The sequence below is a fragment of the Paraburkholderia terricola genome (assembly GCF_003330825.1).
GTDB lineage: Bacteria > Pseudomonadota > Gammaproteobacteria > Burkholderiales > Burkholderiaceae > Paraburkholderia > Paraburkholderia terricola.
Map to the genome: position 1 here is coordinate 2204580 of NZ_CP024942.1, position 20356 is coordinate 2224935.

Annotated in this window: 18 protein-coding genes; 7 read left to right on the forward strand and 11 right to left on the reverse strand. The window is 63.3% G+C overall.

Translation table 11 applies throughout. The features are described 5' to 3' along the window. Positions 1-32: 32 nt before the first annotated feature. The 3 genes from dctA to CUJ90_RS28515 all read right to left on the reverse strand — a co-directional run bounded on the left by dctA (position 33) and on the right by CUJ90_RS28515 (position 3051). Entirely contained in the window at positions 33-1334 is a 1302-nt protein-coding gene (gene dctA, locus CUJ90_RS28505; protein ID WP_114164366.1) for a C4-dicarboxylate transporter DctA, read from the reverse strand. Next, on the reverse strand, positions 1331-2260 hold the full coding sequence (locus CUJ90_RS28510; RefSeq protein WP_114164367.1) for a LysR family transcriptional regulator: 930 nt from the start codon (positions 2258-2260) through the stop codon (positions 1331-1333). Before CUJ90_RS28510 ends, dctA begins: the two co-directional genes overlap by 4 nt. 194 nt (positions 2261-2454) lie before the next feature. After that, entirely contained in the window at positions 2455-3051 is a 597-nt protein-coding gene (locus tag CUJ90_RS28515; RefSeq protein WP_114164368.1) for a putative pterin-binding protein, read from the reverse strand. Between the two features lie 243 nt (positions 3052-3294). Here CUJ90_RS28515 and CUJ90_RS28520 point away from each other — a divergent pair, with 243 nt between their 5' ends. Then, positions 3295-4773: an alkaline phosphatase family protein gene (locus CUJ90_RS28520; RefSeq protein ID WP_073429241.1), complete on the forward strand. Its 1479-nt coding sequence runs from the start codon at positions 3295-3297 to the stop codon at positions 4771-4773. Between the two features lie 55 nt (positions 4774-4828). Here CUJ90_RS28520 and CUJ90_RS28525 read toward each other — a convergent pair whose 3' ends face one another. Further along, positions 4829-5137 carry an EthD family reductase gene (locus CUJ90_RS28525; RefSeq protein WP_073429240.1) on the reverse strand — a complete coding sequence of 103 codons (309 nt, stop codon included), beginning with the start codon at positions 5135-5137 and terminating at the stop codon, positions 4829-4831. A gap of 225 nt (positions 5138-5362) precedes the next feature. Then, entirely contained in the window at positions 5363-7729 is a 2367-nt protein-coding gene (locus CUJ90_RS28530) for a DNA polymerase II (RefSeq protein ID WP_114164369.1), read from the reverse strand. A 206-nt stretch (positions 7730-7935) separates the two neighbouring features. Here CUJ90_RS28530 and CUJ90_RS28535 point away from each other — a divergent pair, with 206 nt between their 5' ends. Then, positions 7936-8361 carry a PRC-barrel domain-containing protein gene (locus CUJ90_RS28535; protein ID WP_073429238.1) on the forward strand — a complete coding sequence of 142 codons (426 nt, stop codon included), beginning with the start codon at positions 7936-7938 and terminating at the stop codon, positions 8359-8361. A 163-nt stretch (positions 8362-8524) separates the two neighbouring features. Here CUJ90_RS28535 and CUJ90_RS28540 read toward each other — a convergent pair whose 3' ends face one another. Next, positions 8525-9535, reverse strand: a complete 1011-nt coding sequence (locus tag CUJ90_RS28540) for a DUF2891 domain-containing protein (protein ID WP_114164370.1) — start codon at positions 9533-9535, stop codon at positions 8525-8527. A gap of 334 nt (positions 9536-9869) precedes the next feature. Between CUJ90_RS28540 and CUJ90_RS28545 the strand changes: the two genes are divergently transcribed. Next, a complete protein-coding gene (locus tag CUJ90_RS28545) occupies positions 9870-11342 on the forward strand; it encodes a trypsin-like peptidase domain-containing protein (RefSeq protein ID WP_422879714.1) in 1473 nt (490 codons plus the stop codon). A 54-nt stretch (positions 11343-11396) separates the two neighbouring features. Here CUJ90_RS28545 and CUJ90_RS28550 read toward each other — a convergent pair whose 3' ends face one another. The 4 genes from CUJ90_RS28550 to CUJ90_RS33450 all read right to left on the reverse strand — a co-directional run bounded on the left by CUJ90_RS28550 (position 11397) and on the right by CUJ90_RS33450 (position 15619). Continuing rightward, the gene (locus CUJ90_RS28550; RefSeq protein WP_114164371.1) at positions 11397-12851 is read right to left on the reverse strand and encodes an aspartate aminotransferase family protein; all 1455 of its coding nucleotides are present in this window, start codon (positions 12849-12851) and stop codon (positions 11397-11399) included. A 44-nt stretch (positions 12852-12895) separates the two neighbouring features. After that, on the reverse strand, positions 12896-14230 hold the full coding sequence (locus tag CUJ90_RS28555) for a glutamine synthetase family protein (RefSeq protein ID WP_073429235.1): 1335 nt from the start codon (positions 14228-14230) through the stop codon (positions 12896-12898). Positions 14231-14262: 32 nt separating this feature from the next. Next, positions 14263-15054 (reverse strand): gamma-glutamyl-gamma-aminobutyrate hydrolase family protein, encoded by a 792-nt coding sequence (locus CUJ90_RS28560; RefSeq protein WP_114164372.1) that lies wholly within the window; start codon positions 15052-15054, stop codon positions 14263-14265. Between the two features lie 343 nt (positions 15055-15397). Continuing rightward, complete coding sequence (locus CUJ90_RS33450; RefSeq protein ID WP_227470429.1) at positions 15398-15619, reverse strand: hypothetical protein; 222 nt, start codon at positions 15617-15619, stop codon at positions 15398-15400. A gap of 21 nt (positions 15620-15640) precedes the next feature. Between CUJ90_RS33450 and CUJ90_RS32525 the strand changes: the two genes are divergently transcribed. The 4 genes from CUJ90_RS32525 to CUJ90_RS28580 all read left to right on the forward strand — a co-directional run bounded on the left by CUJ90_RS32525 (position 15641) and on the right by CUJ90_RS28580 (position 18100). Continuing rightward, a complete protein-coding gene (locus CUJ90_RS32525; RefSeq protein WP_143326516.1) occupies positions 15641-15829 on the forward strand; it encodes a hypothetical protein in 189 nt (62 codons plus the stop codon). A gap of 212 nt (positions 15830-16041) precedes the next feature. Then, on the forward strand, positions 16042-16608 hold the full coding sequence (locus CUJ90_RS28570) for a cupin domain-containing protein (RefSeq protein ID WP_114164373.1): 567 nt from the start codon (positions 16042-16044) through the stop codon (positions 16606-16608). Between the two features lie 18 nt (positions 16609-16626). Then, on the forward strand, positions 16627-17220 hold the full coding sequence (locus tag CUJ90_RS28575) for a peroxidase-related enzyme (protein ID WP_114164374.1): 594 nt from the start codon (positions 16627-16629) through the stop codon (positions 17218-17220). Positions 17221-17371: 151 nt separating this feature from the next. Then, the gene (locus CUJ90_RS28580) at positions 17372-18100 is read left to right on the forward strand and encodes a DUF899 domain-containing protein (protein WP_114164375.1); all 729 of its coding nucleotides are present in this window, start codon (positions 17372-17374) and stop codon (positions 18098-18100) included. Between the two features lie 27 nt (positions 18101-18127). On the opposite strand, the gene CUJ90_RS28585 is transcribed toward CUJ90_RS28580, so the two are convergent. Beyond that, the gene (locus CUJ90_RS28585) at positions 18128-20101 is read right to left on the reverse strand and encodes a putative bifunctional diguanylate cyclase/phosphodiesterase (protein WP_114164376.1); all 1974 of its coding nucleotides are present in this window, start codon (positions 20099-20101) and stop codon (positions 18128-18130) included. Positions 20102-20356: the final 255 nt, after the last annotated feature.

A 20356-nucleotide genomic window follows, 5' to 3' on the forward strand; every position in this document is an offset into this window, starting at 1 on the left:
GTTTTGTGAGCGTGAAGCATCGCGGCAACGATTCAGCCCGGCAGGTCGGCGGGCTGATCGAAGGGTTGTTCTGACTGATGCGCCAGGCTCAAGGCGTCCTTCAGACGCGTTCGGTCGCAGGCGCGCTCCCACATCGATACGAAGATCACCGCGCACGCGTTGCTGATCACGCTCGTCAGGGCGCGCGCCTCGGACATGAAGCGATCGATGCCGACCAGCAGCGCGACGCCTGCAAGCGGCAGATCGGGAATGACGGCCAGCGTCGCGACGAGCGCAACCAGGCCGCTGCCCGATACGCCCGCCGCGCCCTTCGACGTGAGCAGCATGACCGCGAGCATCGTCGCGATCTGGCCGCCCGAGAGGTGCACATCGCACGCTTGCGCGATGAACATCGAGGCGAGCGTCAGGTAGATCGCCGTGCCGTCGAGATTGAAGGAATAGCCGGCCGGCAGCACGAGACCCACGATGCCCTTGTTGCAGCCAAGCGCTTCGAGCTTGACGATGAGGCGCGGCAGCACCGGTTCGGTCGACGACGTCGCGAGCACGATGACGAGTTCCTCGCGAATGTAGCGCAGCAGCCGCCAAAGCGAGAAGCCGTGCAGGCGTGCGAGCGGACCGAGCACGCACACGACGAACAGCAGGCACGCCGCATAGAACGACACCATCAGCATGCCGAGCGAGCCAATCGAACGGATGCCGAAACGGCCCACCGTGAACGCCATCGCGCCGAATGCCCCGGCCGGCGCGAGCCGCATGATCAGCGCGAGGATGCGGAACAGCGCATGGGCGATGCCGTCGATGAATTCCTGTACCCGTCGGCCACCGTCTCCGCTGGCGTTCAATGCGAAGCCGAACAGAAGGGCGAGCAGCAAGACCGGCAGCACCTCGCCTTTCTCGAAGGCGCCGACGAGCGTCTCCGGAATCACATGCAGCGCGAATTCGACGAGTCCGTGCGACTGCGTGCGAGTCGAATATTGCGCGAGGATGGCGGTGTCCAGATGATGTGGGTCGATATGCAGTCCCGCGCCCGGATGCAGCGCGAACGCGGTCGCGAGCCCCAGGACGAGTGCAACGATGGTGAGAAAGTAGAACAACGCCAGCGCTTTCAGGATGGTCCGGCCGATCTTCGAGCCGCTCGCAAGCGACGTGATGCCGGTGACGATCGTGCAGAAGACGATTGGCGCGATCATCATGCGCACCAGCGCGACGAACGCGTCGCTGAGCGGTTTCAGCGACGCGCCGACCTGCGGCCAGAAGTGGCCGACAGTCATGCCGAGCGCCATTCCAAGCAGAACCTGGACGTAAAGCAGCCTGAAGGGCCTTGGCAGTGTCATTTCGGGGTCTTCTTCGCCGCGCCGGCCATGCCGCTGCGCTTCGTGTCGAGGATCGTCTGGTAGAACTGCTGCGCGGCCGGCGCGAGGGGGCGTCCCCGGCGCCTGACGATGCCGACTCGCCTCGTCACGACCGGATCGACGAGCGGGACGCTGGTGAGAATCGGATGGTCGCGCATGGGCATCGCCATTGAAGGCACGGCCGCCACCCCGAGTCCCGCTTCGATCAGGCCGAGCAGGGTGGTGACGTGGCGAGTCTCGCAGACGCTCGGCACGGCCGGCGCCACGTTGGTCAACGCCTGATCGAGCAGCAGGCGGTTGCCGGAAGTCTTGTCGACGGAAACGTATTCGTGCTCATAAAGCTCGCTCCAGGACACACGTGTCTTTCGGGCCAGCGGATGATCGCGGCGGCATGCGGCGACGAACCGTTCCTGCAGCAGGACCTTGAACTCGACCTCGGATTCCTGGCTGCCCATGAAGCTCACGCCGAAATCGGCTTCACCGCTGATGACCGAGCCGAGCACTTCGTTGGCGCTCGAGTCGAGCAGTTTGACCCGGATCCGCGGATAGCGGCTGTGATAGGCGGCAATGACGCTCGGCAGGAAATAGTAGGCAACCGACGGCACGCACGCGATGGTCACATGACCGAGGCGGCTGGTGGACACGTCGCGGATGCCGAGCAACGCGACGTCGAGATCGTCGAGAAGCTGTTCCGCGCTTGGGGCGAACACGCGACCTACGGTGGTGAGCGTCACGCTGCGAGTAGTCCGCTCGAAGAGCCGCACGCCGAGCGCCGCTTCGAGCTTCTCGATGCGCCGGCTTAGCGCCGGCTGCGAAATGTTGACCGCCTCCGCTGCCTTGCGGAAGCTGCCCAACTCCACGACGGCTCGAAACGCCTGCAAATCGTTCAGATCGAAGTTGACGCCCACGAGCCATCCTCAGCATTTTAGAATGCGGCTATTTTGCATGATATGGACGAACGCGCCCATCGAGGACAACTCTCGGTGACTTGTCCGCAGGGGTATCGAAGTCCGGATCGAGGGGGTATAGCGGCCAAGCTTGATATTTCCGCCAACGTTCCGATAAAGCACGAGCGGATTAATTCCGTATCCCCAATCGAACCTCACCCCGCAATCACCTGCACGTGATAAAGCCCCCAGGGCGACAACTCGAAGCGCTCCTTCAGCGGCTTCGCAGACAACTCGGGAATGTGATCCGCATCATAGGCGGCCCAGAGCGGCCCCATGCCGCCGAGCGGCAGTGGCTTCCCGTCCATATGCGTCGCCACGACGAAGCGATAAGCGCGCACTTTATCGAGCGTCGTCATCACGGCGTAGCCGTCCACCGCATGCAACAGGATTTGCGTTCCACCCGCGCCGGGCGCGCCGACGTGTTCCAGCAACGTGGTCAACAACGGACCGCTCAACCTATGCGGCCGGGCATCGTATTCGGTGGTGGGCTGGATGGTCACGGCCGGCATGCTCGCCAGCAGAGGAAGATCGACGTTGTACGCTTGCGAAAACTTCACCTGATGCTTCGCCAGCAACTGATCGAATGCGGGATCGAGCGCGCCGCGATTGTGGCGCTTGATCGCGCCGCTGATCGTCAGGATGACGGGCGACGCCGCGGATGCTTCGTCATGGACACGCTGGTTGCCGAACGCCGGCGCGGCGCTTGCGCCAAGCACGGCGGCGCCGGCTAGAAATTGACGTTTGTTCATTTGCGTTGGTCAGGAACGGTGCGAAAGTGCTTTGACGTTGTAGCAGAAAACCGTTTCTTCCCCCAGCAAATGCGGAGCATCGCGAGTGCGCCCGGGCGCATCTTGCGTCAGCTCGACGCGCTGCCGCATCCGCGCCGTCGCCGCTGAACGAGGCGGGGAACACGAATTGCTCCCTTGGGGCATGAATCGCCAGGCGGCAAAAGACCCGGCGGATTCGTTCCAATAACCAACGGAGACAAGATCATGGCCCATCATCCTACGAATCCGCCCGACCTGGCGCGTCGGAGAATGCTCGCCGCGCTGGCCGGTTCCATCGCGCTATCGGCCTGCGGAGGGGGCAGTCATGGCGGCGGCTCGGGATCGGGAACCCCTCCCGTGGTGGGCGCGATTCCGCCGGATCGCGCGAATCTGCCGCGTCCCGCGTTGCCGGATCCGGCAACGTCGGGCATCGACCACGTCGTGCTCGTCACCATGGAAAACCGCTCGTTCGACCATCTGATGGGTTGGGTGCCGAATGCCGAAAGCGCGCAGACCGGGCGCACCTTCGTCGATGCATTCGGCGAAGCGCATGCGCCGTTCGCGCTTACCGCGAACCCGGCGTATGGCTTCCAGGGCTGCGCATTCGCGGACCCGAATCACGCCTACGACGCCGGGCGCGTGCATCTCGCCAACGGCGCGATGAACGGCTTTCTGCTGACGCCGGCAACCAGCCTCACGCGCGGCGACCTGTTGCCGATCGGCTATTTCCAGTCGGCGGATCTCGACTTCTATCGCGGCGCGGTGACGCAATACACCGTGTGCGACTACTACATGAGCGGCATTCTCAGCGATACCTTTCCGAACCGCCTCTATCTGCACAGCGGCGAAACGGACCGTCTTTCGGACACGCAGGACACGTCAACCTTGCCGACCATCTGGGACCGGCTCGACGCGAAGAACGTTTCATCCACCTACTATTTCCACGACGTGCCGTTCACCGCGCTGTACGGCACGCGCTACGTCGGCCGCTCGAAGCTGATCGCCGACTTTCTCTCCGACGCCGCCGCGGGCACGTTGCCGTCGTTCTGCATGGTCGATCCGAGGTTCGGCGGCGAAGCGCAGGGCACCTCGAACGACGACCATCCGCATGCCGACGTGCGCAACGGCCAGGTGCTGCTGGGCCAGATCTACGACGCGCTGCGCACGAGTCCGAACTGGAGCAGGACGCTCATGATCATCGTCTATGACGAGTGGGGCGGTTTCATGGAGCATGTGGCGCCGCCCGTCAAGCCGGTGTCGGCGGCGGAGCGTGCGCTCGGCAACGACGGCCGTCTCGGCTTTCGCGTGCCGTGCATGCTGCTCGGACCGCGCGTGCGCGCGAACAACGTCTCGCGCTATCCGTTCGATCCCAGCTCCATTCACCAGTTGCTCGCCTGGCGCTTCGGCCTCGATCCGCTCGGCGTGCGAGCGAGCGACGCCACGACGTTCAACCTCGCTTATGCATTGAATCTGACGGACGCGGCGCGCACCGACGCGCCGGCGATCGCGGTGACGCAAGGCACGTTCGGCGCGGCTTGCGCGAATATCGCGAGTTCGGGCACGACGGGCATCGCGCAACTGGACAGGAGCCAGGTCACGCCGGGCGCCAGCACGGCTCCCGATACGGCAATGAGTCCCGCGGGCGGCCGCTTCTCGGAACTGAGAACGAAGGCCGACGCGCTCGGCTTCCCTCAAGCGAAGTGACCTGAAGCGACGCGAAGCGACCGTAGCGCGACGCGACGCGTGCCGCGCGGCGGGATCAGACCTCTTTGGTATCGAACAGCAGCAGTTCGACGCCGGCTTGAGCAAAATTCGCCAGGTCTCCCGCCGTCGCCTGGCCTTGCGGAGAACCGAGTCCTTGCTTCAACGCTTCGAGCGAATCGAAGCTCAGGATCGCGGCGAGATGATAGGGCGAAGCGCCCTGCGGCGTGCCGACCGGTCCGGTGCTGACTTCATAACGCCGCAAGCCGGGCAACTGTTTCGCGAGCGGCACGTGGGTCGAGTAATAGTGAGCGTCGAACGCTTCCGCGTTGGCCGGAGTTTTATAGAGCGCGACGAGCTTTGCCATGGTCATGTCTCCTGGCGCACCAGTCGAACTGGTGCGCTCTAGCATGAACGCCTCGCGCTTTGAACCGCGGGTCGCGGGGATCATGCGTGATTGATGGGGTTCGGGCTCGCCGCCGCCTGGAGCGGTGACGAGTCCCGCATGGATTCTACGCCGGGTGTCCGCGCGCGTCCGGACAGGATGGCGATCGCTTATGAGCCCGGGTATTCGGCTTCGTGAAGCTCGACGTCAGAACAGTTGTTTCTGACCGCTCATCAGCGTGATGAAGTTGTCGCGCAGCAGCGGCAGAATCGCATCGGCGACGGGTTGCAATTGTCGCGTGAGATAGTGTTCGTAATCGATGGCCGAGCGCAGCGTTTCAAGCGGCTCCGGCCCGGCGATCGTCATCACGTAGCTGATCCAGCCGCCGTTCTGATATTGCAGCGGCCGCCCCTGGCGCCGATTGAACTCGTCGGCCACGCGCGCCGCGCGCACGTGCGGCGGCACGTTGCGCTCGTAATCGCCGAGCGGCCGGCGCACTTGTTTGCGATACACGAGCTGGTCGTCGAGCTTGCCTTCGAGCGTATCGCGCACGTAGTCGCGGACATAATCCTGATACGGCTGTTGCGTGAAAATGCGCCGATAGAGCTCCTGCTGAAACCGCTGCGCGAGCGGCGTCCAGTCGGTGCGCACGGTTTCGAGCCCTTTGTAGACGATGTCCTCGCTGCCGTCCGGCGCAACGGTCAGCCCCGCATAGCGTTTCTTGCTGCCTTCCTCGGCGCCGCGAATCGTCGGCATGAAAAAGCGCTTGTAGTGCCGCTCGAATTGCAGTTCGAGCGCGCTGTCGAGCCCGAAGCGTTCCTGCAGAGTTTGCCGCCACCACGCGTTGACATGCTCGACGATCGCGCGGCCGATGCGGCCGGCGTCTTCCTCGCTGTGCGCGTGTTTCAACCACACGAAAGTGGAATCGGTGTCGCCGTAAATCACCTCGTAGCCTTGGGCCTGAATCAGCTCGCGCGTGGCGTGCATGATTTCATGGCCGCGCATGGTGATCGACGACGCGAGACGCGGATCGAAGAAGCGGCAACCGGTGGAGCCGAGCACGCCGTAGAAGGCGTTCATGATGATCTTCAGCGCCTGCGAAAGCGGCTTGTTTTGCTCGCGCTTGGCGGCTTCGCGCCCTTGCCAGACTTGACCGACGATCGACGGCAAGCAATGGCGAGTGCGCGAAAAACGCGCACCGAGAAAGCCCGGCACCGAGCGATCGTCGCCGGGATCGCGCATGCCTTCCACGAGGCCCACGGGGTCGATCAGAAACGTGCGGATGATGGACGGATACAGGCTCTTGTAGTCGAGCACCAGCACCGAATCGTAGAGACCGGGCCGCGAATCCATCACGAAGCCGCCCGGACTAGCGGCGCCGGCCACGTCGCCGAGATTCGGCGCGACATAGCCTTGCCGATGCATGCGCGGCATGTACAGATGCGTGAATGCCGCGACCGATCCGCCGCTGCGATCCGCCGGCAAGCCGGTCACGGTTGCCCGTTCCAGCAGAAACGGCAACAACTCGGTCTTTGCGAAGATGCGCGTGACGAGCTCGCAATCCTTGAGGTTGTACCGCGCGAGGGCGGGCTTGTCCTCGTCGAAACGGCGCTGGATTTCATCCATGCGCTGATACGGATTGTCGATCGATTTGCCTTCGCCCAGCACCGAACGCGCGACGTATTCGAGGCTGAACGAAGGAAAACTCCATGTTGCGGAGCGCAGCGCCTCGATGCCGTCGATGATCAGGCGCCCCGCGGCGCCGGCAAAGAAATGGTTTTGTCTGAGGCCATGCTCGCGCCATTCCATCACCGCGCCGCCGCGTCCGAGCCGCAGCGGCACGCCATATTGCTCGGCATGCTGCCGCAGCACACGCAGATCGAACTGCACGAGGTTCCAGCCGATGATCGCATCGGGGTCATGCCGTTCCAGCCACAGGTTCAGCTTTTCGAGCAACTGGGCGCGGGTTTCGCAGTATTCGAGTTCGAAGTCGAGTGCGCTCGCGTCGCCGTTCGGCGGGCCGAGCATATACACCTGGCGCTGCCCGCAACCTTCGAGCGCGATCGAATAAAGCTCGGCGTGCGCACTGGTTTCGATGTCGAGCGAGACCAGCTTCAAGGACGGGCGATAACCGGTAGCCGGCTTCAATTCGCCGTTCACGAGCAGCCCGCCAGCTTGCGAATCGCCGCCGAACGATACCGGCGCGGTGATGAAGCGCTCCATCATGTAGCGCTCGGGCGGAAAGATGTCGGCTTCATACACGTCGACGCCGCCTTGCTTCAGGCGTTTCTCAAAGCCGGTCAATTGCCGATACTGCGGGCAGTACAGGCCCATGACCGGTCGATGCTGGAAGTCGCGCAAGTCGAGTGGACGCAGATCGAGCGGCGCTTCGCGGCGCAGGACCGTTTCCGCGCGCTCGCGATGTTCGACCGGGATGAACGCCACCGAAGGCTGCGGGCGCAAGCGGATGTGACGGGGCCCGCCGTCCGTTGCCAGCCAGAAATCCACTTCGGTGCCGGCGGGCGTGTCCCGCCAATGCCGGGTCAAGATGAAACCCTGTTCAAGCTCAGTCAAACCGCCACCTCTAAACGGGCGTTATCGCCTTGCGCAATTTTACCGCCATGCGTGTCGGGGCATGGCGCGCTCGGCGGGGCGTTCATGCTCGGCCACGCTGGGTGCAGGCGCGCTGCGTAATCTGTATGATCGTTTGCAGCGGTTCCTTCGGCGCACATCGTTGCGCCGGTCAAGTCTTCAAGTCTATTAAGAACGGAGAGAGCACTATGACGTTGAGCAAACTTGTTGTTGTGGTCGCGGTGGCGGCAACCAGCCTGAGTGCACAGGCGCAAGTCGCCGGCACGCAACCGTTGAGCGTGACGGTCGAACAATCCACCGCGCTATTGAGCGGCTGGAGCGTGAAGAAGAGCATTCTCGGCAAGGCGGTGTACAACGATCAGAACGAGAAGATTGGCTCGATCCGCGATCTGGTGGTCGCACCCGATGGCTCGCTGTCCGCCGCGATCGTCGCCGCTGGCGGCTTCCTCGGTGTGGCCTCGCATGATGTCGCCGTGCCGATCGCCGCGCTCGATATCCGCTCGGGAAACTTCTATCTGGCCGGCGCGAGCAAGGACGCGTTGAAGGCCACGCCCGCCTTCCAGTACAACAAGGTCAAGGCGCCGCCGAAGCCTAAAAAGCTGACGGGGGAGTAACGCATCGAGCCGCGAGCCGCCGGAATGACCGGCTTGCGGTCAGGCAGTCATGGAAAAGCGGCGCTTGCGGCGCGAATCGGCAGGTAGGCAACCCGATTCGCGCGCCGCAAGCGCCGCTTTTCCATTCACGGTGAATCATTCCGGCTGTTGAAGCCGGCCGGGATCACGCCTCCAAAGCCAGCGTGGCGAATGTGCCGAGCCAATGCTCTCCCATGTAGTCGCCGGCTACATGCGGCAGCGCGCTTTGCAGATGACGCTCGGCGGCGTCGAACAGGATCGTGCGGCGTATGTCGCCGGCGGGCAGCGCGCGGGCCAGCGAGCGCTGGCACCACGCGCGGCTCAGATTGAGGCCGTCGAGGTGGGCAATCTTGCCGTCGCTGCGATCCGTCACGGTGACGGGCTCGAATAAGGTCGCGGGCTTCTTTGCGCCGAGATTCGGCAGAAAACGACTGAACCAGTCGACGAATTGCGCGGGCGGCAAGATGCGCCGCATCAACTCCGCTTCCATCAGCGAAGGCGAAAGAAATTCATCGCCGGCGGGCTCCCATGCCTGGCAGCCTACATCGTTCAGAAACCAGCGCTCGGCCGTATTGACCAGCAATGCTTCGAGCGAATCACGCGAGGTTTGCCGCGCGAAATCCAGCGCGAGCGCCAGCGCGAACGCCATGTTGAAATGCGTGCCGACGCGCAACGGGTAGGTCGCTTTCGGCAGAAACTCCTCGAAGCGTTCGACAAAGAGTTGGGTGAGCGGCGCGAAGGCCTTGGACCAGCGCGCGGCTTCGGAGAGCTTCAGCGAGTGCAGTTGCGCGCTCAGCGCAAGCAGCCAGGCCCAGCCATATGGCCGCTCGAAACCGCGGTTGTGCGGCAGCGTGAGGTACGCGAGTTCGCCGGCCACGTTCGCCTCGGTGAAGTGCTCGTCGACCACCGCGACGATGCGCGTGGCTTCGAGCAGGTCGGGAAAACGGTCGAGCAGATGCAGGATCAGCCAGTAGCCATGTACGCACGAATGCCAGTCGTAGCTGCCGTAAAAGATCGGATGCAGCGCACGCGGGCTCTGCACGTCTTGCGGACCGGCCAGCGCATGAGTGAGCTTGTTGGGGTATTCGCGCGTGAGGTGGGCGAGCGCGACATTGGCGAATCTGGACGCAAGGTCGGGAGTGAGTTGGACGTTCATCGGCGCCTCTGCAAAAGCGGAATCGAATAAGTAAGACAGTATGGTGTCGGCGGTCGCCAATAGTAAAGGGATCGAGTGAAGGGACCAGGCACGCGGCTTGATTCGAAAGTGGCGGCGCGTGCCGTGAATCGGCATTCGCACCGCATGCGCCGGCCGCGCGGCCGTGGCGGTGGCCGCGGCTCGCGCGCCGGCGATTGGGCTTTTCCCGTTTTCGATTTCATCGGTGCGCTGTATCACAGTTGCCGGTTGCCGCTGACGAAATAATGGATCCACGAAGCCAGTTAGCCAACGGCGTTTCACGCGCCCGGCATGACGGCCGTCTGGGAGATGCGCTGTGTTTAACCCGACCCTTGTCCGCACCGTATTCCGCGTTGCCGTGGTAGCCGCGTGTCTCGTCGGCTATCCGGGGCTGAAGTCGACGGCGATGGCCGCGGGCGGGGCGCCGCCGCTCGCGAAGGAGAGGCGGGTTGCGCCGGCCAATGCCGCCGCGCCGCTCGACTTTCCCGCGCTCGTGGAGCGGTACGGGCCCGCCGTCGTGAATATCAGCTCGGCCGGCGCGACGGCCCAACCAGCGCTGGCGCCGGCCTTCGCCGCGCTCGGTCCCGACGATCCGCTCGCTTCGTTCTTCAAGCGCCCGTTGCAAGCGCAGGAGTCTCAGGGCAGTCCGCCGAGCGCGATATCGGGTGTCGGTTCCGGGTTCATCATTAGCGCCGACGGCCTCATTCTGACCACGGCACATGTGGTGGATCAAGTCGACGAAGTGACGGTCACGCTGATCGACCGGCGCGAGTTCAAGGCCAGGGTGCTGCTTGTCGACGCCCAGAGCGACGTTGCTGTGATCCAGATCGACGCCACCAAGCTGCCGACGGTCAAACTCGGCGACTCGTCGCGCGTGCGCGCCGGCGAACCCGTGCTGACGATCGGCTCGCCCGACCGCTTCCAGAATACCGTTACCGCGGGCATTGTCAGCGCCACGTCCCGCACGTTGCCGGACGGCAGCAATTTTCCGTTCTTTCAGACGGACGTGTCCGTCAACCCGGACAATTCGGGCGGCCCGCTGTTCAACCGTGCGGGCGAGGTGGTCGGCATCGCCGTGCAGGTGTATCCGGACCAGGACCGGTCCGGCCTGACGTTTGCGATCCCGATCAATCTGACGACCAAGCTGCGATCGCAGTTGCAGACCCAGCGCAAGATGCCTTCGGGCGGTCTGGGCGTGGAGGTGCAGGACGTCGGCGCGGGGCTGGCGGGGGCCTTCGGCCTGCAGCGGCCGGCAGGCGCGCTGGTCAATGCCGTCGAGCCCGGCACGACGGCGGCCGCGATCGGCATCAAGCCCGGCGACGTCATCGTGCAATTCGGCGACAAGCCGATCGAGCGCTCCGCCGAACTCCTCGATGCCGCCGCCGCGCTGCCGCCCGGCACGAAAACCACACTCCGGCTGATCCGCAATCGAAGGCCGATGACCATGGCGGTCATGATCGGCGCAGCGGGGGAAAGCCCGAGCGTTCGACCCAACGAAGCGCGACAAAACGATGTCAGCTTGACGGAGCGCCTGGGCCTGGTCATGCATCCGCTGAGCGAGGGCGAGCGGCGCGCGAGCGGACTCGGCGTCGGTCTGATGGTGGACGAGGTTCGCGGGCCCGCCGCGGCCGCGGGCATCCAGCCCGGCGATGTCGTTCTGTCGTTCAATGGCACGCTGCTCGAATCGCCGGAGCAAGTAGCGACGCTGGAAGTCAAGGCGGGCAAACCCATTGCGGTGCTGATCCAGCGCAATAACGCGCGCCGTTTCGTTTCGGTGGAGACGAGATGAGATGAGCCGCCGAGGGCATCTCCGCAAATCATCCCTTGCCGCAACGAACGCCCGCTACGCCATGCCGAGTTGCTGCGCCGTCGCGTCGATGGCCTTTTTCGCCTTCGAAACGATTTCGTCGATCTCGTGCTTGTCGATGACGAGCGGCGGCGACAGCAACATCCGGTCGCCGGTGGCGCGCATGATCAGATTGCCGTTGAAGCAGAAATCGCGGCACAGGGTGCCCACGTCGCCGCCGTTGGCGAAGCGTTTGCGCGTTGCCGGCTGTTCCGCGAGTTGCAAACCGGCCACGAGACCCGCGCCGGAAATCTCGCCGATGATCGGGTGATTGGCGAAGGTGTCGCGCAATTGCTTCTGGAAATACGGACCTGTCTCGCGCTTCACGCGTTCGACGATCTTCTCGTCGCGCAGCAGCTTGAGGTTGGCAACGGCGACCGCGGCGGCCACCGGATGCCCCGAGTACGTGAGCCCGTGATTGAAGTCGCCGTTCTCGATGATCGCTTTCGCCACGCGGTCATGCAGGCCCACCGCGCCCATCGGCACATAGCCGCTGGTGAGGCCCTTGGCCAGCGTGATGACATCCGGCTCGAAGCCGAAGTGCTGGTGCGCGAACCATTCGCCCGTTCGCCCAAAGCCGCCGATTACTTCGTCGGCGACGAGCAAAATGTCGTACTTGCGGCAAATGCGCTGAATTTCCGGCCAATAAGTCGAGGCTGGGAAAATCACGCCGCCCGCTCCCTGGAAAGGCTCACCGATAAACGCGGCCACCTTGTCCGCGCCGATTTCGAGAATCTTCGCTTCGAGTTGCCGCGCGCGCGCCAGCGCGAATTCCTCCGGCGTGACATCGGCTTGCGCTTCGCCGAAGAAATACGGCTGGTCGATATGCACGATGTTCTCGACCTTCGAGGGCATCTGCTCGTGCATATAGCCCATGCCGCCGAGCGTGCCGCCCGCGATCGTCGAACCGTGATAACCGTTCTTGCGCGAGATCACGAACTTCTTCTCGTGCTTGCCTTGCACCGCCCAATACTGATGGACGATGCGCAATACCGTGTCGTTGCCTTCCGAGCCGCTGTTGCAATAGAAGAAGTGATTGAACGGTTCGGGCGCCAGTTCCGCGAGCAATGCCGACAGTTCGATGACAGGCGGATGCGTGGTTTTGAAGAAGGTGTTGTAGTAGGGCAGTTCCAGCATTTGCCTGTACGCCGCATCCGCCAGTTCCTTGCGGCCATAACCGACGTTGACGCACCACAAGCCGGCCATGCCGTCGATGATCTTATTGCCTTCCGAATCCCATAGGTACACGCCGTGAGCCTTGACGATCACTCGGCTGCCGCTGCGATTCAACGCTCCCATATCCGAAAACGGATGGATGTGATGCGCGGCGTCGAGGGCGCGATAGTCGGCGGTGCTGCGCTGCGCGGCTGGCGTGGCTTGTGTGGCCTGCACCGTTGTGGTGGCGTGCACTGCCGGTTGCACATAAGCGATTTCTTCTGTTCTATAGCTCATACAGACTCCAATAGTTTTGCGTTTGCATTGCCTCTGCGACAGCTTCAGACGTGCAGCAGCAAATGCCGGCGTTCCCACGAACTGATCACGCGGAAGAACGCTTCGTATTCGGTTTCCTTCAAAGCCAGGTAAGCATTGACGAACTTCTCGCCGAGTACTTCGGCAATCGGCTCGCACGCGCCCATCAACGTCAGGCCTTCTTCGAGATTGCGCGGCAACTGGTACGGCAATTCATAGCCGTCGCTAAGAAGCGGCTCCGTGGCTTCGAGCTTTTGCGTCATGCCGAGATAGCCGGCAGCGAGCGTTGCGGCAATCGCCAGATACGGATTGCAGTCCACGCCGGGAATGCGGTTCTCAATGCGGCGCGCAGCGGGGCCCGAATGCGGAATGCGGAAGCCCACCGTGCGGTTGTCGTAACCCCACGCCACATTGATCGGCGCGGCCATGAAGCGCGACAGACGCCGATACGAGTTGATGTACGGCGCGAAGATCGGCATCAGCGCGGGCGTGTACTTCTGCAAGCCGGCGATATAGCTGGTGAAAAGCGAGGTCGGCTTGCCGTCCGCACCCGTGAACATGTTGTGGCCGCTCTCCGCGTCGACGAGGCTTTGGTGCATATGCATGGCCGAGCCCGGCTCGCTTTCCATCGGCTTCGCCATGAACGTGGCGTACATCTTGTGGCGCAATGCGGCCTCGCGCACCGTGCGTTTGAACAGGAACACGCTGTCCGCGAGTTTCAACGGATCGCCGTGCATGAAGTTGATTTCCATCTGCGCGGCGCCCACTTCGTGAATCAGCGTATCCACTTCGAGTTCCTGCACCTCGCAGTACTCGTAGATGTCCTCGAAGAGCGGATCGAATTCGTTGACGGCCTCGATCGAATAGGACTGGCGGCCGGTTTCCGGACGGCCAGTACGGCCGATTGGCGGTTGCAGCGGCAAGTCCGGGTCCTTGTTCATGTCGACCAGATAGAACTCCAGCTCGGGCGCAATGACGGGCGTCCAGCCTTTGGCCTTGTACAGTTCGAGCACGCGGCGCAACACGCGGCGCGGCGAGATCGCGACGGGCGTGCCGTCGAAGTGAACGCAATCGTGAATCACCTGGGCGGTCGGGTCGACGGCCCACGGAATCATGCGAATGGTGCTGGCGTCGGGAACGCACACCATGTCGGGGTCGGTGACGCCGGTGAGCGTGCCGTCGTCAGGATAGTCGCCTGTGACGGTCTGGATCATCACCGCCTGCGGCAAGCGCATGGACTCGCCGGATTCGAACTTGCTGCGCGGAATGATCTTGCCGCGCGCGATTCCGGCCATATCGGGAATGATCGCCTCGATTTCGGTGACGTGGTTCTTCTTCAGAAAATCGTCGATGTCATGCATGATTTTTCTCTCTGTTTGAGTGCGCGGCCGGCTCAGGTTTGCGTCGCGGCGGATGCCGCGCCATGGCCGGCCCTGGTGCGCATTCGATCGCGGCAGGCTTCGCCGAACGCACGAAAGATCGCGGTGGAAAGCGCGTCGCTCGCGTGCCGCCACTCCGGGTGCCACTGCACGCCCAGCGCGAAAGCGCGCGCGTCCTTCACGCTCGCCGCTTCGATCAAGCCGTCCGGCGCGGTGGCCTCGGTCATGAGGCCCGCGCCCAGCCGCTCGACGCCCTGGCCGTGCAACGAATTCACACGCGCCTCGTTCGCGCCGCCCGCGAGGCGCTGCAACAAGCCGCCTCGTGTCAGCGTGATCGAATGCGACGGTGCGTATTGCACGTCGAGTTCGTCTTGCTTGTTCTCGCGGTGGTCGTTCAAACCCGCCACCGCGTGAACGCTTTGATGCAACGTGCCGCCGAACGCCACGTTCATTTCCTGAAAGCCCCGGCATACGGCCAGCACCGGCACGCCCGCCGCGATCGCCGCGCGCAGGAGCGGCAGCGTGGTTGCATCGCGTGCGGCGTCGTGGAGCGTGCCCGGCGCGCTGGCATGGCCGCCGTAGTGCCGCGGCTCGACGTTCGAATAGCTGCCGGTAAACAGCAGGCCGTCGACGGTGGCGAGCACGTCATCGGCGGACTGACGTTCGCCGAGCGCCGGCAGCAACATTGCCAGCGCGTGCGAGCCGTCCACGATCGCGGCAATGTACTTCTCGCCGGCAACGTGCGACGGATGCGCTCCGATCATCGTTCTGTCGGCGCTGATGCCGACTAGTGGCTTCGTTCGCATGATTGGTACGCGTATGTGTTCTCGAGGAAACTTTCTTCGGGGCGTTGACCGACGAACCCAACGGACGCGGCGTGAACAACCTTCAACGCGGCACGATTCCGCAGCCGGGCGCAAGGCGCGCGGCCGCAGGCAGGGTGCGGGCGGTCGTCGTCAACGGAACGCGCCGCGCGTCGCGATCAGGTAGGCGGTTCGATTCGGTTCGCTGCGTCGCGCAACGGATTTGCCTTGCATAAAGCGCATGAAACGCACAGGCGACAGACGGCACCGCACGTGCGGAAACACGCGGCTCGAAACAGCGCGCTCACGCAAACGGACGAATCGAATGGCGAAAAGGAGGGAGGCGCTAGGGCAGCAGCGAGGCGACTTCGTCCGTACGCACTGCAATGAAGGCGCGCGCGGAGATGGAGTTGTGACGTCGAACTGAACGACGCGACAGGATCGTGAAGACGGACAGAAAGCGGCGGAACGCAAGCCTGCCGTTGCTGCCGTCGGCGATGGCGCCGTCAGCGCGAGGACAACTCGGCTGACTGCGATTCCATCTCACCAAAGGGCATCGGACTCTCACGATTACACTCGACTGGCAACGTTGAAAGTATTGAACGGCCTGCTCGAAATCCGCACGGGGCGTTTAAAGAAGCAGGACGTTGGGATGATCGCCGTTGAACCCATGCGAAGTGAATTCGCTGCGCCGCAAAACACGTTTAAGCGCCTCGTGACGCTGCTGCGGCGATCGCCTGAGAACCAGCATATACGAGTCAATAACGCCGTCAATTGATTTTTATTAAAGCTTGATAAGGGCTTTCCCGAGGGCAGGAATGCGATCGCGATGGCTGCGAATGCTCATTGCGTAATACGCATTTCCGGGTTCTTTCAGGGTTTCCCCCGGCGGCGCAACGCGCAAAATGATTAGAATATTCAACACTCGGAAGCAGACGCTGCCCGAATTTATTTCTCGATACTCCGCCTTCAATGCCAGAGAACACCGCGATGTCCATCGAAGTGGCAACCCGCTTGCAGTACATCCGCAAGAAGCACGGCTTGTCCCAGCGTGAACTGGCAAAAAGGGCGGGCGTGACCAACGGCACGATCTCGCTCATCGAGCAGAATCGCGTGAGTCCTTCGGTCGGTTCATTGAAGAAACTGCTCGAATGCATTCCGATGAGTCTCGCGGAGTTCTTTACCTTCGAGGTGGAAGCGGAGCGTTCGGTGGTATCGCGCCGGGCCGACATGGCGAATCTCGGCAATCAGTCGATCGAGTGCTATCTCGCGGGCTCCAGCGTGAAAAACCGCAGCATGGACATTCGGCGTGAGGTTTATCAGCCTCTGTCGGATACCGGGCCGCGGATGCTCGAACACGAAGGGCACGAGGGCGGGGTGGTGGTCAGCGGGCAAATCGAGTTGACCGTGAACGGCGCCTCGTGGCTGCTCGATCCAGGCGACAGCTTTTATTTCGAAAGCCGTTTGCCGCATCGTTTTCGCAATCCCAGTGCGGAGCGTGTCTGCGAGATCGTGTCGGCCGGTTCGCCGCCGACTTTCCGACGGGCCTTCCTGTAGAAACAACGGAGACATCGCATGGCAAACCTTCAGCCGATCAGCCGCTACCCCGTGCCTGAGCCGAGCGAATGGCCGGACGACATCCGCGCGCGCATTCTCGAAGTCCAGCAGAAAGCCGGTTTTGTGCCGAATGTATTCCTCACGCTCGCGCACCGCCCGGATGAATTTCGCGCGTTCTTCGCTTACCACGATGCGTTGATGCTGAAAGAGGGCGGCCTCACCAAAGGCGAGCGCGAGATGATCGTCGTCGCCACGAGCGCGGTGAACGATTGCCTGTATTGCGTGGTGGCGCACGGCGCGATTCTGCGCATTTACGAAAAGGCGCCGGTGCTCGCCGATCAGGTGGCCGTCAATCATCGCAAGGCGGATATCACCGCGCGTCAGAAGGCGATGCTCGATTTCGCGCTGAAGGTCTGCCGCGAATCAGGCACGGTGGATGACGCCGATTTTCAAACCCTGCGGAAACATGGCTTTTCCGACGAGGACATCTGGGACATTACGGCGATTACCGCGTTTTTCGGTTTGTCGAACCGGATCGCCAACGTCATTTCAATGCGGCCGAACGACGAGTTCCATCTGATGGGCCGCGTACCGAAAGGCGCGGCGCAGTAAGCGCGACCGCATACGGCGGCAAAAACTTTTTGATCGGCGCTGTCGATTTGACGGCGCGCCATTCGTCGTAGCCGTAGAAGGGCACCAAATCGCTCGCCGTCGCGGCGCGCCGCTGTCGCCCTTTATCCCTTTTCATACGAGGAGATGGCTGATGACCGACCCCAACGCATCCGCACAGACACTGAAGCCGGCCCGCCTGCTGGCCGATTCCCCTCCGCGCTTTCCCGGCGAGAGCACCGAATATCGCCGCGCGCGCAACGCGTTGCTGGCCGAGGAAATCGAGTTGCGCCGCCATATCGAACGCGTCGCCGCGCAGCGCCGCGCGCTGCCGCCCGGCGGCGTCGTGCCCGAGGACTACCGCTTCGAGGGCGAGGAGGGCCCGGTGACGTTATCCGCGATGTTCGGCGCGCATGACACGCTCGTCACCTACAACTGGATGTTCGGCCCGAAGCGGGCACGGCCCTGTCCGATGTGCACGTCGCTGCTGAGCGCATACGACGGCGAAATGCCCGATATCCTGCAACGCGTGGCGTTCGCCGTGATCGCCCGCTCGCCGATCGAGAAGCTGGTCGCGTTCAAGAAAGAGCGCGGCTGGCGGCATCTGCGCTTGTATTCGTCGGCCGGCAATACCTTCAATCGCGATTACGCGGCCGAAGATCCCGATGGCGACGATAATCCCGCGTTCAACGTTTTCACGCGTTCCGGCGGCACGATTCGGCACTTCTGGGCCGAGGAGATGGGGCCGTCGACAGCGGACCCAGGCCAGGACCCGCGCGGCGCTCCTGATGTGATGCCGATCTGGACCGTGCTCGACATGACGCCCGGCGGCCGTGGCAAGGACTGGTATCCGAAGCTGGAATACGAAACCGCGCCGCGTTAGTCGGGCTTTCGCGGCGGCGCGCTCGCGCTACGGCCGCGCGCCGAGCGCATAGCTTTGCCCCAGCGCCGTTTGCAGATAAGCGCGGACGGCGCCGGCCCGCATCGGTCTGCCGAACAGATAGCCCTGCACCGCGCGAGCGCCCAGCGCCTTGACCACCTCGGCCTGCGATGACGTTTCGAGCCCTTCCACCACGCATTCGAGCCCGAGATTTCCGCACAGGTCGAGCACCGACTTGACGATCTTCTTCGACGCGCTGTTGGAATCGACGTCGGTCATGAAGCTGCGGTCGATCTTGATCGTATCGAAGGGCAGGCGATGCACGTAGCTCAGGCTCGAATAGCCGGTGCCGAAGTCGTCGAGCGACACGCGGCAGCCGGCTTGCTTGATCATCGTGAGCGCACTGTGGGCCTGCTCGAAGTCGCGCGTCACGGCGGTCTCCGTGATCTCGAACGACACGCGATGCGGCGGCACGCCGCTCGCCAGCACGATATCGATCAGGCGGCGGGCGCGCGCCGAGGTGGAGATATCGATCGCGGACAGATTGAACGACAGATACAGCTCGGACGGCCAGCGTGACACTTCATCGAGCGCCTTGCGCAGCAGCACTTCAGTGATGCGCAGAATCAGTTCGGTGCGCTCCGCGATCCGAATGAATTCCTCCGGCTTGACCGCGCCGAGCCGCGCGTTATGCCATCGCCCGAGCGCTTCCATGCCGATGGTGCGCTGCGTGAGCACGTCGTGGATCGGCTGGAATTCGAGGAACAGCTCCGACTCGAGATCGGCGTGGCGCAGTTCCTGGGTCACGAGACTCGAACGGCGAATCCGCGTTTCGTGTTCGGTCGAGAAGATCACCGGCGTGCCGCGGCGGCTTTCCTTGCCCACGTACAGCGCGGCGTCGGCCCGTTCGAACACTTGCGCGACGGTCGTGCCCGCCTCGGGAAACGCGGCCCAGCCGATCGTTCCCGACAATTCGGCGACGTTGCCGGCCACCTGGTACGGCTGACTGAGCGCGTCGCAGATGCGCTGCCCCAACGCCACCAGCGTCTCGTTCGAAAGCTGGTGTTGCGCGAGCACGCCGAATTCGTCGCCGCCGAGGCGCGCGAAGAAGATGCCCGGCTCGGCGAGCGCGAGCAGCCGCAAGCCGACTTCCTGGAGGACGAGGTCGCCGCTCGCGTGTCCGTAGATGTCGTTGACCTGCTTGAATCCGTCCAGATCGATCAGCCCGACGTTGAAGCCGCCGCCGCTGCCGAGCGCCTGTTCGGACAGCGCGCGCAACGACGCGAAGAAGCTGCGCCGGTTGGGCAGGTCGGTGAGGCTGTCGATGCTCGCGAGGCGGAAGTTGTCGTCGCTGAGTCGCTGCGTATTCTGCTGGCTCGCCTGCAATTCGCGCTGCGCGTGAACCACGCCGGCGAAGGTCCGGTAATACAGTTCGATGATGAAGGCGAGCGCGAGGCCGACCAGCGTCATGTCGACCGCCATCGCAATGAACACGGGGTAGCCGGTGAAAACCAGAAAGGTCGCGAAGCTCAGGATGACGATCGACAGCAGAAGCAGCGCGGCCGCGCGCAGGTGCATCAGGCAGAACACGCAGCCCACCACGGTGGTCGCCATATAGAACGCGACCTGGGCTTGTTCGTAAGCGGTGCCGTAAGGGAACAGCAGCAGCGACCAGGCGCTGAACGCGATGCCGAAGATGCCGGCGAGCCAGATCAGTCTGCGCAGTTCAGGCACGGCCTTGTCGTGCGTGAGAACCCGGCGCCGCACGCGCCACCATCGAACGCAACGGATGACGCAGACCGCGCAGAGCAACACGGGAATGTAGATGGACAACCAGGCGGGCGCGCTTCTCAGATGCGTGACGGCGACGGCCACCGTGTTGACGAACAGCATGAAGTACAGCAACGGTATCTGATGGCCGAACGCCTGAAGCTGCGAACGCACCAGTTCGGGGTCGCCTTCCGCGACAGACAGCGCTTCTTTCAATCTGGCTAGCCGAACCATTCCCATCCTTTAGTGTTTGCGCCGCACACGCAGCTTTATATATCGGCAGTGCCGGTGGGACCTTGAGAGCATTTCGGGTTCGAGATCGGGCCTGAGATCGGGCTCGGCGAAGGGCGGTAAGTACGACCTCCCGGCCATCGGTTGGCGTCATTTGTGCCGCGTGATGTTGCAAGCGCAGGCGGCTTACGGCGATCCGGCGAGCGCCGCGCCTGTTGCAATATGGCGAAACCCGGCGTTTTTTATTTCTCTCCGATT

Bases quoted from the DNA above. Each gene is read 5' to 3' on its own strand.
- dctA (WP_114164366.1), bottom strand. From the start codon at position 1,334: ATGACACTGCCAAGGCCCTTCAGGCTGCTTTACGTCCAGGTTCTGCTT.
- CUJ90_RS28515 (WP_114164368.1), bottom strand. From the start codon at position 3,051: ATGAACAAACGTCAATTTCTAGCCGGCGCCGCCGTGCTTGGCGCAAGC.
- CUJ90_RS28520 (WP_073429241.1), top strand. From the start codon at position 3,295: ATGGCCCATCATCCTACGAATCCGCCCGACCTGGCGCGTCGGAGAATG.
- CUJ90_RS28525 (WP_073429240.1), bottom strand. From the start codon at position 5,137: ATGGCAAAGCTCGTCGCGCTCTATAAAACTCCGGCCAACGCGGAAGCG.
- CUJ90_RS28535 (WP_073429238.1), top strand. From the start codon at position 7,936: ATGACGTTGAGCAAACTTGTTGTTGTGGTCGCGGTGGCGGCAACCAGC.
- CUJ90_RS28540 (WP_114164370.1), bottom strand. From the start codon at position 9,535: ATGAACGTCCAACTCACTCCCGACCTTGCGTCCAGATTCGCCAATGTC.
- CUJ90_RS28550 (WP_114164371.1), bottom strand. From the start codon at position 12,851: ATGAGCTATAGAACAGAAGAAATCGCTTATGTGCAACCGGCAGTGCAC.
- CUJ90_RS28555 (WP_073429235.1), bottom strand. From the start codon at position 14,230: ATGCATGACATCGACGATTTTCTGAAGAAGAACCACGTCACCGAAATC.
- CUJ90_RS28560 (WP_114164372.1), bottom strand. From the start codon at position 15,054: ATGCGAACGAAGCCACTAGTCGGCATCAGCGCCGACAGAACGATGATC.
- CUJ90_RS28570 (WP_114164373.1), top strand. From the start codon at position 16,042: ATGTCCATCGAAGTGGCAACCCGCTTGCAGTACATCCGCAAGAAGCAC.
- CUJ90_RS28575 (WP_114164374.1), top strand. From the start codon at position 16,627: ATGGCAAACCTTCAGCCGATCAGCCGCTACCCCGTGCCTGAGCCGAGC.
- CUJ90_RS28580 (WP_114164375.1), top strand. From the start codon at position 17,372: ATGACCGACCCCAACGCATCCGCACAGACACTGAAGCCGGCCCGCCTG.
- CUJ90_RS28585 (WP_114164376.1), bottom strand. From the start codon at position 20,101: ATGGTTCGGCTAGCCAGATTGAAAGAAGCGCTGTCTGTCGCGGAAGGC.